This window comes from Streptomyces sp. TP-A0874, assembly GCF_001748085.1.
In the GTDB taxonomy this organism is placed as follows: Bacteria; Actinomycetota; Actinomycetes; order Streptomycetales; family Streptomycetaceae; genus Streptomyces.
On the sequence record NZ_BBZK01000004.1, the window covers coordinates 13,509 to 27,503 of the forward strand.

Below are 13,995 nucleotides of genomic sequence, written 5' to 3' on the forward strand. Positions count from 1 at the left end.
TTTTCGGGGGCGCTCGCCAACCGACCGGTTCCGGGACCGGGCTCGGCCTGAGTCGGGGGCCGGTGGAGCGGCGCGACGGCTCCGGGCCTGCGCCGAACCGCACGTTCGCACGGGAGTGGGGATCTGATGGCACCTGGAGCAGGTCACGCACGAGCGCCTGAAGCGGACTTCCTGCACGGGGTACGGGGCCGCCGCGAGGCGTCGCGGGCCGCGGGGCGCCGCACGCTGTGGACGGAGGAACCGGCGAAGCGTCCTCGGTTGCCCGATCCGGTGCGTACCGCGGCCGCCCGTGCCGTCGTCATCGTCGCGGTGACACTGGTCCAGGCGATGGTCGCCTTCCTGTGCACGCTCGCCGGCTCGTGGTTCGCCTTCCCCGCGGTGCTGTGCTCCGTGGCCAGCACGGTGGTGGCGACCTGGAGCGTGCTGGACGTGTGGATCACCCGCCAGGTGTGGAACCAGCGGCACGGGGTGGTCTCGACCCCCAGCAGCACAGCCCGCGCCCGTCGCCGGGAACGGCGTGCGGCCCGACGGGCGGCACGCCGCCAGGCACGCCGCAAGGACCAGCGGCCGGAGCAGAACCGGCTGCCGGGGCAGGGGCTGTCGAAAGCCTGACACCGAGCGTCGTCAGCTGCCGACGGGTGACGGTAGACCGTTCGCGGGAGTGGGGGGCTTCCGGTTCTCCTCCTCGTTGTCCGCGTTCGGCGAGCAATACGTACTTCGGTCCGCTGTCGTGGACGGGCGCCGGTGACAGGGTGTCAGGGGTTCGTGGTCGCCGGCGTGGCAACCACCTCTCAGCTGCGTTCGGCCGGGCGGCGGTACACCCGGGTCGCGGTGATTTCCGCGTGCGCCGTCTCCGTCTCCGGCTGCTGGTCGGGCAGCCCCGGCCGCAGATGCTCCTCGACGCTGATGTACTTGAGCCCGGCCCGCAGGTCCGCGTCGTTGCGCAACCGGATCACCAGGGGGAATTCGGCGAGGGCGGTGGTGTCGAACAGGCCGGTGGTGTATAGGAGTTGCACGCCCAACGCGTCGGCGACCGCCCGTTGCAGCTCCAGCAGGTAGGTGGCGTTCGCCCGGCCGATGGGGTTGTCGAGGAAGAGGGTGCCCGCGTGCCGGTGCCGCTCACGGCCCCGGTCGTTGCTGCGGAGCGCGGCCATGGTGCAGTAGAGGGCGATGGCCGCGGTGAGCAGCTGGCCGCCGGAGAAGACGTCGCCCATCTGGCCTACCGGAACCCGCTCGGCCCGAAGCACCGAATCCGGCTTGAGGATCTCGACGGCGACGCCCTTGGGCCGCAGTGCAGCCGCGACACCGCGCAGCAGCAGGGACATCCCGTCACGGCGGAGGTCGGAGTTGTTGCGGACGGCCGTCCGGGTGGCCTCGTCGACGACTTCCCCCAGACGTTCGGCGAGGGTGGCGTGGTCCGGATCCTCGAAGCGGATGCGGAGGAACTCCTGCCCCGACCACTCCCCCAGCCCCTCGGGCAGCCGGGACAGCCGCTGGGCGGAACGGAGAGTGGCCAGCGACGCCTCGACCAGACCGCGCAGCCGGTCGACGATACTGTCGCGGTTCCGTTCCAACTGCGCCAACTCGTCGGTGAGCACCCTCAGCCGGGGGGTGAACGCCTTCGCCCAGGCCGCGGCGTGTTCCGGGAGGGCGGCCGCGGGCAGTTCCCGGATCTGCTGCCGGGCCGCCGTCCGCACCTGCTCGTAGCGGCTGGAGTTGGCGTGGCGGACGAGGGCGTCGCTCGCCTCCCGCAGGGCGGACTCGGCGGTGGACAGCTCACCGGCACGCCCCCGGAGGCGCCGGCGCGCCTCGGTGGCCGCCGAGCGGGCCTCGGCCAGGCTCCCTGGATACGGCTCGGGCGCGCCATCGCCCCCGTCCGTGCCGGCGGCCGGTGCCGGGGACGAGGGCTCGCGGAGCAGGTCGCGGAGGAGGGCGGCGGTCTCCTCGAAGCCCGCCGCGGCCCCCTCCGCGGCCTGATGGGCCCGGAGCGACTCGCTGAGCTCCTCCTTCGCCGTCTCCAGGGCCTGGGTGTGGGCGGCGAATTCGGCGGTCGTGCTGCGCAGCAGCGCCTGGGCCTGCTCGGCGTCGGTGGGCTCCGACCGCTCGGGGAGTTCGGTATGCGCCCGCCCGTCGGCCGGCGCGTGCCGTTCGGCCTCTCCCCTGAGCCTGCCGAGCCGCTCGCTCGCCGCGGCGGAGCGGCTCTCCAGCAGCTGCACCAGGGACTCGGCCCGAGCCACGGCGGCCTGACGGGAAGGGACGTCGGCGCCGTCGGTACCGGCCAGCAGCCGGGCGGCGCGAGTGCGGGCCTTGTTGCTGAAACGTTCGAGGTCGGCGAGGGCGACGCTCTCGTCGCTCTCGGCGCGCGCCTGTTCGGTGCGCAGGTCGGCGCCCACGCCGACCTTCTCGTAGAGCTGGGAGGCCGCGCGGTAGGCCTCTCGCAGGTCCGGAAGCGTCCGGCCGCCCGGAGCCGGTCCGTCGGGGAGGTCCTCGGGGACACCGGCGATCTCGGCCCGCTCGGCGCGCAGGGCCCGGGCCGTCCGGCGGGCGTCGTCGGCGGCGCGTTGGGCCGTCCGACGGTCTTCGTCGGCGGCGCGGGAGCGGTCCAGGCAGGCCGCTGCCCGTTCCTCGGCTTCCGCCGCCTCCTCCGCGAGCTCCCGGAGTCTGTTCCGCCAGCCGCCGCGGGAGCGCAGCCGGGTCGCGAGGCCGCTCAGGGCGTCGGCGTTCCGACGGGCCCGCTGCGCCTCCTCCTGGCGCTGGTCCCGCACGGTGCCGAGGTCGGCTGCCGCCTGGTCCGCGGCGACTCGCTCCACCTGGGCCGCGATGAGCGCTTCCTGAGCCTCCTCGGCCCTGGCGCGGGCCTCGTCGGCCTCTGCGGCGAGTTCGGCGAGGCGCCCGGCCGGACAGTCGCTCCGCCAGGCGGCGAGCCGGGCGGCGAGCGCCCGGTCGCCCTGGAGCCGAGCCGCGAGGGCGCGGATCCGCTCGTCTCGGGCGATCACCCGCTCCCGGAGTGTCTGCCGCTCGTCGTCGGCGGCGTGCTCGTCGTGCATCGCGGGGTTGGGCGGGACGAGGAAGACCTCCCCGGAGCCCCGGTCGCTCACCGGTACGGGTGGGCCGGACAGGGCTTCGGCGGTCCCGACGGCGACGGCGGACCGGGGCAGCAGGGCGGCGCCGGCGAGGACTTCCCGGGCGCGGGCGTGGCTGGCGGAGTCGGTGATGACGACGCCATCGACGAGTTCCGGGCGCGCCGCGAGGACGGCGGCGTGCTCTGCCGGGTCGATGGCCTGCGCGAGGTAGCGCCACCCGGGCAGGGCCGGGATGCCGTGTTCGCCGAGGTACTCGACGGTGGCGAGCACATCAGGCCCCGGGGGGAGGAGTCCGCCGTCACCGAGCGCGGCGAGGATGCGTGTGTCGTCGGCGGCGGCGGTACGCAGTTCGAACAGGTTCCGCTCGGCGGCCTGCACGCTCTGGTCGAGCAGCCCCGCGAGCGTCTCGGCGTGGCTGTCCAGCTCATCGGCTTCGAGGGGGTCTCGGTGGGCGGCCGCAACGTCGCCCGTGGGCTCGGGTTCCTGGCCGGAGGCGGTCGTACGGGCCGCTTCCCGGCGCGGCCGGGGGACTCTGCTCTCGGACTCCGCGCCGCCCCCGGGCTGGTTTCCGTTCTGTGGGGCGGGTGCGGGGAGGCTCAGTAGTTCCGCGAGGCGCGGCTGGGCGGCCAGCTCCCGGGCGGACCGGTGCTGGTCGGTGTGTGCCCTGCCCGCCGCCTCGGCCGTGTCCCAGGCTCGGGCGGCGGCCAACTCGCTCTTCCCCTCCGCGACCGCCGCCTCCCTGGCACGCTCCTGGGCGTCCCGGGCAGCCGTACGGGCCTGCTGGGCCGCCTCGGCCGCGGCCTTGGCGGCGTCGCTGGCGGCCAGTGCGGCCCGAGCCGGATCGGTCTCCACCGTGGACTCCTCGATCCACCCGGACCGTACGGCTTCGTCGACCTCCTGGGCCACCTCCGCGAGCCGCTGCTGGAGGTGGCCCGACTCGCTCCGTGCCCGTTGCGCCTCGGTGGCCGCCGCGGTCGACTCCCGCTGGGCGGTCTCCGCGGTCCGCTGGAAGGCCGTGGAACGTTCTTCCTCGTCGGTGGCGTGCTGTTCGGCCTCCCGGGCCGCGCAGTTCAGTGCCTGTACGAGCTCGCCCGCCGCCGAAGCCCGGGCCGCCAGGGCGGGGGCCGCGTCGCGTTCCGCCGCCCGGATCGCCGCCGCCACCCGGGTGGAGCGGTCGGCTGCCGCACGGTGGCGCAGCACCGCCTCGGCGGCCTGCCAGGCGGAGAGCACCGCCCGCGCCTCGTTCAGTTCGCGGCGCTGCGCGGCGGCGGCCTTCTCCGCCGCCGCGAGGGCGAGCGAGGCGTGCCGGTAGGCGAGTTCGGCGGCGATCAGGGAGCTGTGGTGGCGGGTCTCCTCGGCCTGGCGGACGGTGTGCTCGGCGGACGCCACCCGCTGGGCGAGAGCGGCGGAGCGGTGCCGTTCAGCTGCCGCCCGCGCCGACAGCTGTCCGACGAGCGCACGGGCACCGCGGTCGGCGGAAGCGTGCAGGTCCCGGGCGCGGTTCCGTTCCTCGGTGAGTTCGACGATGCGTCCGAGGAGGTCCACCGAGCCGGCCGTGAAGTCCCGCTCGGCGGTCAGTTCGGCCCGGTGGCCGAGCTTGTGGGCGAAGCCGTGCACGAGGTCGGCGAGCCCGTCGGTGTCCCGGGTGTCGGTGACCGCCCGCAGCAGGAGGTCGGTGAAGTCCGAGTCGTTCTTGACGGCGAAGAGGCCGGCCGCCTCGCCCTCGTCGGCGTTCATCTCCCGCTGGTAGCGGAAGAGTTCCGGGTCCAGGCCGAGTTCGCCGAGGTGTTCGTTCCAGCGTTCGTGCACCTCCACCCAGGTGACGTCGAGGTTCGGATAGGCCTTGCCGGCCTCGGTCAGCGCGTCCCGGAAGCCTTTCAGGGTGCGGCGGCGGCCGCGTGCTCCGGAGACCCCGTCGCCCGGTGGGCGTACCGCCGTGGCCTCGGCGACCGGGAGCGAGTCCAGGCTCATTCCGGCGCCCGGCCGGAATGAGTACCAGGCCTCCAGGAACTTCCTGGGGTCGCCCGAGACCTGCCGGCCGCGCCACTCGCTGACCTTGCCGACCACCACGCACTCACCGGTGAGCGTGTGCTGCCATTCCAGGGCGACGTGGCCGCAGTCGTCGGCGAGGAGGAACTTCCGCAGCACTCCTGAGCTGGCTCCGCCGAGGGTGTTGCGGTGGCCGGGCAGCATCACCGAGAAGATGAGTTTGAGCAGTACGGACTTGCCGCCGCCGTTCTCAAGGAAGAGCACTCCGGCCGGGGCCGGACGGCGCGGCGCGCCGGTCGGCTCCTCCTCGAAGAAGTCCGCCTGGACGGGGGCCGGGTCGCTCACCGGCTCGCCGACGCCGCGTAGGTCGAGCACGGTGTCGGCGTAGCGCGCACCGGCAGGCCCGATGGAGTAGAGGCGGACCCGGGACAGCTCGTACATGGTGGGACTCTCGTGGTGTGCGGTGGTTGGGGCGGTCGGGATGGGTGCGCCGGCGGGACGCCGCTCGGCGTCGGTTCGCCCCCGGACGGGGCGTCCGGCGCTGCCGGATCAGGTTGTCAGGCGTGGTGGAACGGCAGCCCCGCTTCGGCGGCCAGTGCCTCGGAGTCGTCTGTCGGCAGCAGCGTGCCGGTGCCGTCGCTGATCGGCACCACGCCCAGGTCCAGCAGTTCGCCCATGGCGGCGCTCCCTGCCATGTCGCGGACCTGGAGCTGGTAGCGGGCCGTGGTGCGGTAGGCACCGCCGGCGTCGTCACCGGCGCGTTGCAGGAAGCCGGAGTCGACGAGGAAGGCGACCGCCTTCGCGATGATCCCGGTGGTCGAGCCGGCCAGGCGGCGGGCATCCTTGGTGGCGCCGGTGGCACTGCGCCTGGCGTACACCCGCCAGGCGGTCTCGAGTCCCGGTTCCTCGGTCCGCGGGTCGGTGTTCTCCCCCCGTTCCTCCGCCCGCTCCTCCAGTCGGCGGCAGACCTGTCGGACGAAGGCCTCCACTCCGCTGACCGTGATCCTGCCGATGTAGCCGTCGTCGGCGAGGTCCTCGGGGCGGGGGAAGGCCATGGCGGCGACGGCGAGGTGCGCGAGGCCGTGGAGGAAGCGGTCTGCGGAGTCGGCCGAGGCCCGGCGGGCGTAGTCGCCCATGCGGACGGCGAAGACCGAGTCCTCGGCGGCGGCCACGGCCATCCCGGCCCGGGCGGACACCTCCAGCACCACGAGTCCGAGGCCGGCGGCGACGGCGTCGGCGAGCCGGGCGAAGGCGGGGTCGTCGCGATGGCGGCGCAGCAGGTCGGTGTACTCCGGGTCCCGGGCCGGCAGCAGTTTGGGCTGGAGGCCGAAGGCGACGAGACGCGCGGCGTCGGCGGCGTCACCGGGGGTCACGCCGCGGGGCGGGGCGGGCGGCTCGGTGTGTTCCGCGGTGGGCTCGGCGGCAGCGGTCCCGCCGAGCGGTGCGGTCCGGGCAGCGTCCTCGGCGTGCTGTTCACTCACGGCTGCTGCTCCTCGTTCTGTTCCGTCCGGCCGACCGGCCGCCTTGTGCTGCTGCGGGGAGCTGTGCTCCCGCCTCCGGGTGGGGTGCGGTCCAGCCGACCGCGGGAGGCCTTCACGGCCCCTCCGGGGTCTCGGCGTCCGCCGTGGTGAGCAGGGCGGTGCCGACGATCAGGTCGGCTCCTCCGTACTGCGGGTCGTCGAGCCGCTCGCCGTCGTCCACCGCGAACAGCAGCCGCCGCTCGCCTTGGCGTTGGGCGCTGCCGACGGGCGGGCTGGCCGCGTGCACCGCGAGGAGAGCGACGAGGTGCGGGAGGTCCGGGTCTCTCCGGCGGGCTTCGGCGAGCAGGCCGGAGAGCCGGCGCGGCGCATGGGGCGGCAGGTCGAGGATCTCCATGGCCTCGGCCAACTGCGGCTCAGTGAAACGGCTGTCGTCGGGGGTGGCGACGAGGTCGGGGTCCGGCAGCGCCACGCCGAGGTGGTCCCGCTCGGCGGGCGGGGTGAACAGCACGTCCACGAGGTCGCCGAGGCGTACGGCCGACGGACCGCGCAGGCCGGTGCCGCGGGCGAAGAAGGCGTCGGTGACCCGGCGCGCGTCCTGGACCGGCAGCGCCACACAGGGGGCGAGGAGTTGGCCGTGGAGGTCGAGGCCTGCTCCGGCTGCCGGGCGGGCGAACGCCTGCCGGTCCTGCTCGGCGCGGAAGAGCGGTCCGGCGGCAAGGAGGCGGGACTGGAGTTGGGTGTGGCGTCTGATGCAGTCCTTGACGATGTCCACCAACTCGGCGGCTCGACGCTTGTGCTCCGCTTCCTCGGTTTCGTCGCGGGCCCGGCGGATGTTGGTCAGGATCGCGTTCTCGTGGCGGTACCGTTCGGCGACGTGCTCGAGCGCTTCGTCGATCATGTCGGGGACGGTCTGCAGCCAGTCCACGGCGCGGACGTCGCGGCGGGTGGCCTCCAGTGTGCGCCGGAGGGTCTCCGCGTACTGGACGGTGCGGTAGCGGGCCTGTTCGGCGGCGAGTTGGGCATCGGCGAGCCGGCCCCGGCTGATCAGCACCTCCAGTTTGACCTCGGCGGCGATCTGGGCGCTGGTCACATCGGTGTCGAGGGCGCCGACCAGGACGTTGACGGCCTCGTCGGTGGTGCGCAGGTAGACGCTGCCGCCGGGGCCGGGGACCTCCTCGATCAGTTTGAAGTCGTAGTCCCGGCGGACGTAGACGCCGTCCGCGCCGAAGGTGCCGTAGACGGCTCGGAAGCCCCGGTCCACGCTGCCGACGTTGATGAGGTTCTCCAGCACCCAGCGGGCCACCCACTCGTGTTCGCCGGCCGGCCGCTCAGGGGCCTGGGCTGCCACCCGGGGCAGCAGCTTGGCCAGGATCTGCTCCTGGTCTGCGCCGGTGTCGAAGTCCATGCTGAGGGTGACCAGGTCGATGGCGGCCAGCGCCACCTCCGCCATGGCGTAGCCGCGGTACTCGCCCGCGAGGTTCGACTTGCGGGCGTCCAGGTCGTGCAGGGGTGCCGTGCAGGCGAGCGCTCGCAGCCGCCGGGCCAGCCCCTCGTCGGCGGCCGGCCCTGGCGCGGGCCGTGGGCCGGCCGGCGGGTTCGGAGCGGCCGGCGCGGCAGGGGGGTTGGCAGTCACCACGACAGGTTAAGCGGTGCCACCGTCTGCGATCGAAACGGCGCATTCTGGTTCGGCCACCCGAAACCGCGGCCCTTCAGTGGGTGGCCCCTTCGGCAACCCGGATGTCGGCGCGGGTGGCCATCGCGGTGGCCACGATGATCCGCAGCGCCTTCGCCATGTCGGAGACGGACATCGAGGGCGCGTCGCCGCTCCCGCCCCGGTCGGCGACCTGGTCCGGCGCGTAGGGCACGTGCACGAAGCCGCCGCGGATCTCCGGCCGTTCCGTGGCGATCAGGTGCGCCAGTCCGTAGAAGACGTGGTTGCAGACGAAGGTGCCGGCGGTCTGCGAGACGCAGGCGGGCAGCCCCGCCGCGCGTACCGCGGCGGCACAGGCCTTGACCGGGAGGGTGCTGAAGTAGCCGACGGGTCCACCGGGCACGACGGGCTCGTCGACGGGCTGCCGGCCGGCGTTGTCGGGTATCCGGGCGTCGTCGACGTTGACCGCTGTCCTTTCCAGACTGACGGAGGCCCGGCCGCCGGCCTGTCCGACGCACACCACCAACTCGGGCCGGTGGCTCTCGACGGCGGCTTCGAGTTCCTCGATGGCCGTACCGAACCGGCAGCTGAGCCGGACCGCCGCGAGCGGCCCGACTCCGGGCAACGGCGATCGGGCCGCGGCTTGGACGGCCTGCCAGGACGGGTTCAGCCGGGCGCCGTCGAACGGTTCGAATCCGGTGAGCAGTACCCGGGCCACTTGGGTCTCCCTCAGAAAGCGAACAGCGAGATGATGAGGATGTTGCAGGCCAGCATCGCGCCGGCGGTGGGGATCTGTGCCTTGATCGGGCCGTACTGGTCCTTGAGTTCCAGCAGCGCCGCCGGCACAAGGTTGAAGTTGGCGGCCATCGGGGTCACCAGGGTGCCGCAGAAGCCGGCGAGCATGCCCACGGCGAGGATCGCGGGCGGGTTGCCGTGCATCTGCTCGATGAGCACCGGCCAGCCGATGGCGGCGGTCATCACCGGGAAGGCCGCGAAGGCGTTTCCCATGATGACGGTGAACAGCGCCATTCCGACGCAGTAGACGGTGACGGCGAGGTACTTCTGCCCCTCCGGCAGTACGGATTCGGTGATCCTGCCGACCTGGTCGCCGACCCCGGACACCTGGAAGATGGAGCCGAGCACGGCGAGGAGTTGGGGAAGCAGGAGTGCCCAGCCCATGGCTTCCAGCAGTCCTCGACCGGCGTGCACGGGCACCGCGGCCCGGCGCTCGCGGACGACGAACATGGCGACGGCGAGGCCGGCGATGGAGCCGATGCCGAGCCCCAGGATGGTCTCGCTGCCCGGTTCGAGAACCGGACGTCCCTCGATGGTCCAGTGCTTGACCAGCGAGGCGCAGAGCACCGCGACGACCGGGATGGTCAGCGCCGGGATGAACAGCTTGCTGCCCAGCCGCTCGGCGGCGGCGGTCCGCTGTTCGGCTGTCGTCGTACGCGGGGTCCCCCGCCCGGTGCGTCCGAACCCGGCCAGGCAGACCATCACCAGGACGGCCACGCCGAGCGGTTCGGCCGGGGCCCGTTTCTCGGTCACCCAGGTGCTGTACAGGAAGCAGAGCCCCAACAGCCCCCAGAACGCCGCTGAGCCGAGCCGCCGGGCGTTGCTGCGATCCCGGACCATCTGCAGGGCCATCGCGACGAAGACCGCGCCCACCAGCCAGAAGAACCACTCGGCCCGGATCACTTGGCCTCCTCGTGTCGTGTCCCGGCCGCTGACTCCGCGTTGGCCGCGATGATCTCCCGTTCCAGGGAGCGGTCCAGGCGCAGCAGGCGGGCTCCGTGGACGAAGAAGGCGCAGACCGCCGTGGGGATGGCCCAGAGCGCCAGTTGCAGCGGCTCCAGGTGGGTGTGGTAGGTGCTGTTGACGAAACCGGTGATGAGCAGGATGGAACCGATCGCGAGGAAGCAGTCCTCGCCGAAGAACAGCCCCACGGTGTCGGCGCTGGAGGAGTACGAGCGGATGCGTTCGCGCACCCGGTCCGGCAGTGGGCCGTACCGTTGCTCGGCAGCTCCCTCGGCCATCGGCGCGATCATCGGCCGGACGCTCTGGGCGGGCCCTCCGATGCTGATGAGGCCGAAGGCCGCGGTGAGTTGGCGCAGCCCCAGGTAGATGGCGAGGAACCGGCCGGTGGTGAGTCCGCTGAGCCTGCCGATGAGTCTGCGGGCCTGTTCCTGGAGGCCGTGCCGCTCCAGCAGGCCGATGACCGGCAACGTGATGACGAAGATCGTCACCGCGCGGCTCGATGCGAACCCCTCACCGAAGGCCGCGAGCACCTCGCGAGGCGACAGCCTGCCCAACAGGCCGGTGGCGATACCGGCGACACCCACCACCAGCAGTGGGTTCCGTCTGGTGGCGAACCCCAGGACCACCACCAGGACACCGAGGAGAACGATCATGCGTCCGCCTTTCGCACACGGACCTCACCGGGACGTGAGGCGAATGCGGGGAGGCTAGAGGATCGTTCAACGATCCGACAAGAGGTCGATCGCCGGAGTCACCATCGCTCCGGACGCGCGCCCCGTTGGGAAGTTCCGCGCCGTCAGTTCTCCGGCATCTGCTCGGCATAGGCCCCGGCGAGCTGCCTTCGGGAGTCCTCCAGGTAGCGGGCGAGAAGCCGCTCGGCCGCCGCTGGCCGCCCCTGCCGGAGCTCTTCGAGGATCTGCCGGTTCCGGGCCAGGTAGGGCTGGTAGAAGCGCCGCGGATCGTCCATCACATGGAAGACCAGGCGTAGTTCGGCGAAGAGGCCGCGCATCAGGTCGTCGGTGCGCGGGCTGCCCGCGAGGCCCACGAGGGCTTGGTGGAAACGGATGTTGGCGGTGGAGAGCTCCTGCCAGGCGCCCTCCCGTACCGCCGACTCCCCGGCGGCGACAGCCGCCTCCACCGGCTTCAGGTCGTAGGGCGGATCCCCCAGGCCGCGCACGATGGCGCACTCGACGAGCTCCCGCACCCGGTAGATGTCCACCAGGTCCTGCACGGTGACGATCCGCACGAAGACCCCCCGGTTGAGCTGGTGGACCAGCAGTCGCTCGTGGGTGAGCAGCCGGAACGCCTCCCGGAGCGTGTTCCGGGAGACCCCGAGGGCGCCCCCGATGCTGTCCTCCGAGAGCCGGGCGCCGGGTGCGAAGCAGCCGCGGGCGATCCGGTCCCGGAGGATGTCCGCGACCCGCTCCGCGGTGCTCGTCCGACCGAGCAGCGCCCGGTCCGCCTCCAGTCCCGCGACCTCCGCCGAGCGCCGGCCAACCCCGTTCGTCACGATTCTCTTCCCTTCCGCCCGGCGTAGCGGGCTTTTCCCGCACAGGAGTCAATCCCAGTTGCGGAGGGAGAACAACGACCTCTTGTCGGATCGTTCAACAATCCCTTACCGTATGGTCGGCCGATCGTTCCCCCTGTCTTCCGCGGACCCGGGACCGGACCGGCGATGGGCGGGCGCCGCGGCCGACCGGAGGCGCTCCGGCAGGACGAACGGAGAGACATGACCGAGCTGGTGATGGACCTCAACGCCGACCTCGGGGAGGGGTTCGGGCGGTGGAGCCTCACCGACGACGAGGGCCTGCTCTCGGTGGTGACCAGCGCCAACGTCGCCTGCGGCTTCCACGCCGGGGACCCCAGCACCATGCACCGGGTCTGCACCATGGCGGCCGAGCGGGGGGTGGCCGTGGGCGCCCAGGTCTCCTACCGGGACCTCGTTGGGTTCGGCCGTCGGGCCATGGACGTGCCACCGGAGGAACTCACGCACGAGATCGCCTACCAGATCGGCGCGTTGGAGGTATTCGCCCGGGCCGCCGGCAGCCGGGTGCGCTACGTCAAGCCGCACGGGGCCCTGTACAACCGCGTGGCCGTCGACGAGGAGCAGGCCGCTGCCGTCGTCGAGGGCATCCTGCTGGCGGCGGGCGGGGCGAAGCTGCCGGTGCTCGGTCTGCCGGGCTCCCGTCTGCACGCCAGCGCCGCACGGGCCGGACTCCCCGTCGTCGCCGAGGCGTTCGCCGACCGTGCGTACACCGCGGCGGGCGCGCTGGTGCCGCGGAACCGGCCCGGCGCGGTGGTCAGCGACCCGACCGAGGTGCTGCGGCGCTCCCTCGCCATCGCCGGGAGCGGAGAGGTGACCACCGTCGGCGGGGAGCGGATAGCCCTCAGGGCCCGTTCGCTGTGCGTGCACGGCGACACCCCAGGGGCCGTGGATCTGGCGCGCCGGCTGAGGACGGGGCTGGAGGCTGCCGGCATAACCGTCGGGGCCTTCGGATGAGGCCCCTGCCGGTGGGAGACCACGGGCTCCTGATCGAACTCGACGACGGGGAGGATGTCGGGGCGCTCCACGCCGAACTGCTCCGCCGCCGAGCCGCGGGCGCGCTCACGGCCACCGGAGAGATCGTGCCCGCGGCCCGGACCGTCCTGGTCACCGGGATCCCGGACCCGGCGGCGCTCGCCGCGGAGCTTCCACGATGGCAGGTCCCGCCCCTGGCGCCCACCGCCCGGCAGGTCGTGGAGGTCCCCGTCCGATACGACGGCCCGGACCTCGCCGAAGTGGCCGAGCTGTGGGGGGTCACCGAACGGGAAGTCGCTCGGATCCACTCCGGCACCGACTTCCGGGTGGCGTTCTGCGGGTTCGCCCCCGGGTTCGGCTATCTCACCGGGCTGGCCGAGCACCGCCGGGTGCCCCGCCGCGCCACCCCTCGTACCCGGGTCCCGGTCGGATCGGTCGGCCTCGCCGGCACCTACACCGGTGTCTACCCCCGGCCCTCCCCCGGCGGCTGGCTGCTCATCGGGACCACGGACGTCGTGCTCTGGTCTCCGGAGCGCGAACCGGCCGCACTGCTCACGCCCGGTGCCGGGGTCCGTTTCGTCCCGGAGACCGCGGTATGAGCGGCCGGTCGATCCGGGTGGTCCGCGCCGGCGCGCTCACCACGGTGCAGGACACCGGCAGACCGGGCTACGCGCACCTCGGGGTGCCCCGTTCCGGCGCGTTGGACCCCGGGGCGCACGCGCTGGCCAACCGGCTGGTGGGGAACGAACCCGGGGCCGCCGTCCTGGAGACGACCCTGAACGGATGTGCCGTGCGGGCCGACACGCCGACGACCGCCGCGGTCACCGGCGCCCCGTGCCGGGTGACCCTGAACGGACGTCCGGTGGCGTGGAGCGGGCCCGTGGCGGTCCCGGCCGGCGGGGTGCTCTCGCTGGGGCCGGCCGAGTACGGGGTCCGCAGCTACCTGGCGTTCGCCGGGGGCCTCGCCGTGGACCCGGTGCTCGGCAGCCGTTCGACGGACCTGCTCTCCGGACTGGGCCCCGAACCGCTGACGGACGGCGCCACACTGCCGCTCGGCCCGGCCCGGCCCGTGCGGCCGGTGTCCGCCCCCACCCTGCCGTGGCAGGCGCCGCCGGCTGAGTTGGTGCTCCCGCTGCTGCCCGGTCCCCGCGAGGACTGGTTCACCGACGGGGCTCTGCGGACGCTCGCGACCGGCACGTACCGGGTCTCCGCAGCGAGCAACCGGATCGGTCTGCGCACCGAGGGGCCGGCGCTGGAGCGCGCCCGAGAGGAGGAGTTGCCCAGCGAGGGCATGACGCTCGGCTCCGTACAGGTACCGCCGGACGGCTGCCCGGTGGTCTTCCTCGCCGACCACCCCACCACCGGCGGCTACCCCGTGATCGGGGTCGTCCCCCAAGAAGCGCTCGACCCCACCGCGCAGGCGGTCCCCGGCACCCCGCTCCGCTTCGTCCTACGGCGCCGGCGAGCCGCGCCCGGCCGCAACTGAGCGCCGGTCCCGCGTCCGGTGGGGAGCGC

General features: G+C 73.5%; 11 protein-coding genes. 4 read left to right on the forward strand and 7 right to left on the reverse strand.

Annotation, left to right across the window (positions count from 1 at the left end; genetic code table 11):
• The first annotated feature begins 126 nt into the window (after positions 1-126).
• The gene (locus tag BGP73_RS04290) at positions 127-612 is read left to right on the forward strand and encodes a hypothetical protein (protein WP_374701117.1); all 486 of its coding nucleotides are present in this window, start codon (positions 127-129) and stop codon (positions 610-612) included.
• A gap of 179 nt (positions 613-791) precedes the next feature.
• On the opposite strand, the gene BGP73_RS04295 is transcribed toward BGP73_RS04290, so the two are convergent.
• The 7 genes from BGP73_RS04295 to BGP73_RS04325 form a co-directional block, all read right to left on the reverse strand.
• Positions 792-5,513, reverse strand: coding sequence for a hypothetical protein (locus BGP73_RS04295; RefSeq protein ID WP_069812136.1), 4,722 nt, complete (start codon positions 5,511-5,513; stop codon positions 792-794).
• A gap of 116 nt (positions 5,514-5,629) precedes the next feature.
• A complete protein-coding gene (locus BGP73_RS04300; RefSeq protein WP_069812137.1) occupies positions 5,630-6,553 on the reverse strand; it encodes a hypothetical protein in 924 nt (307 codons plus the stop codon).
• A 112-nt stretch (positions 6,554-6,665) separates the two neighbouring features.
• A complete protein-coding gene (locus BGP73_RS04305) occupies positions 6,666-8,186 on the reverse strand; it encodes a hypothetical protein (RefSeq protein ID WP_069812853.1) in 1,521 nt (506 codons plus the stop codon).
• Between the two features lie 76 nt (positions 8,187-8,262).
• The gene (gene pcp, locus BGP73_RS04310; protein WP_069812138.1) at positions 8,263-8,922 is read right to left on the reverse strand and encodes a pyroglutamyl-peptidase I; all 660 of its coding nucleotides are present in this window, start codon (positions 8,920-8,922) and stop codon (positions 8,263-8,265) included.
• Between the two features lie 11 nt (positions 8,923-8,933).
• Entirely contained in the window at positions 8,934-9,902 is a 969-nt protein-coding gene (locus BGP73_RS04315) for a DUF979 domain-containing protein (RefSeq protein WP_069812139.1), read from the reverse strand.
• Positions 9,899-10,615, reverse strand: a complete 717-nt coding sequence (locus BGP73_RS04320) for a DUF969 domain-containing protein (protein ID WP_069812140.1) — start codon at positions 10,613-10,615, stop codon at positions 9,899-9,901. The genes BGP73_RS04315 and BGP73_RS04320 overlap by 4 nt, the downstream gene beginning before the upstream one ends.
• A gap of 143 nt (positions 10,616-10,758) precedes the next feature.
• The gene (locus tag BGP73_RS04325) at positions 10,759-11,475 is read right to left on the reverse strand and encodes a GntR family transcriptional regulator (protein ID WP_069812141.1); all 717 of its coding nucleotides are present in this window, start codon (positions 11,473-11,475) and stop codon (positions 10,759-10,761) included.
• A 216-nt stretch (positions 11,476-11,691) separates the two neighbouring features.
• Here BGP73_RS04325 and BGP73_RS04330 point away from each other — a divergent pair, with 216 nt between their 5' ends.
• Genes BGP73_RS04330 through BGP73_RS04340 form a run of 3 tightly spaced genes read left to right on the forward strand, consistent with a single transcriptional unit; the run spans position 11,692 to position 13,966 of the window.
• The gene (locus BGP73_RS04330) at positions 11,692-12,462 is read left to right on the forward strand and encodes a LamB/YcsF family protein (protein ID WP_069812142.1); all 771 of its coding nucleotides are present in this window, start codon (positions 11,692-11,694) and stop codon (positions 12,460-12,462) included.
• On the forward strand, positions 12,459-13,079 hold the full coding sequence (locus tag BGP73_RS04335; RefSeq protein ID WP_069812143.1) for a 5-oxoprolinase subunit B family protein: 621 nt from the start codon (positions 12,459-12,461) through the stop codon (positions 13,077-13,079). The genes BGP73_RS04330 and BGP73_RS04335 overlap by 4 nt, the downstream gene beginning before the upstream one ends.
• Complete coding sequence (locus BGP73_RS04340) at positions 13,076-13,966, forward strand: biotin-dependent carboxyltransferase family protein (protein ID WP_069812144.1); 891 nt, start codon at positions 13,076-13,078, stop codon at positions 13,964-13,966. Before BGP73_RS04335 ends, BGP73_RS04340 begins: the two co-directional genes overlap by 4 nt.
• Positions 13,967-13,995 lie beyond the last annotated feature (29 nt).

Bases quoted from the DNA above. Each gene is read 5' to 3' on its own strand.
- BGP73_RS04295 (WP_069812136.1), bottom strand. From the start codon at position 5,513: ATGTACGAGCTGTCCCGGGTCCGCCTCTACTCCATCGGGCCTGCCGGT.
- BGP73_RS04320 (WP_069812140.1), bottom strand. From the start codon at position 10,615: ATGATCGTTCTCCTCGGTGTCCTGGTGGTGGTCCTGGGGTTCGCCACC.
- BGP73_RS04330 (WP_069812142.1), top strand. From the start codon at position 11,692: ATGACCGAGCTGGTGATGGACCTCAACGCCGACCTCGGGGAGGGGTTC.
- BGP73_RS04290 (WP_374701117.1), top strand. From the start codon at position 127: ATGGCACCTGGAGCAGGTCACGCACGAGCGCCTGAAGCGGACTTCCTG.
- BGP73_RS04335 (WP_069812143.1), top strand. From the start codon at position 12,459: ATGAGGCCCCTGCCGGTGGGAGACCACGGGCTCCTGATCGAACTCGAC.
- BGP73_RS04340 (WP_069812144.1), top strand. From the start codon at position 13,076: ATGAGCGGCCGGTCGATCCGGGTGGTCCGCGCCGGCGCGCTCACCACG.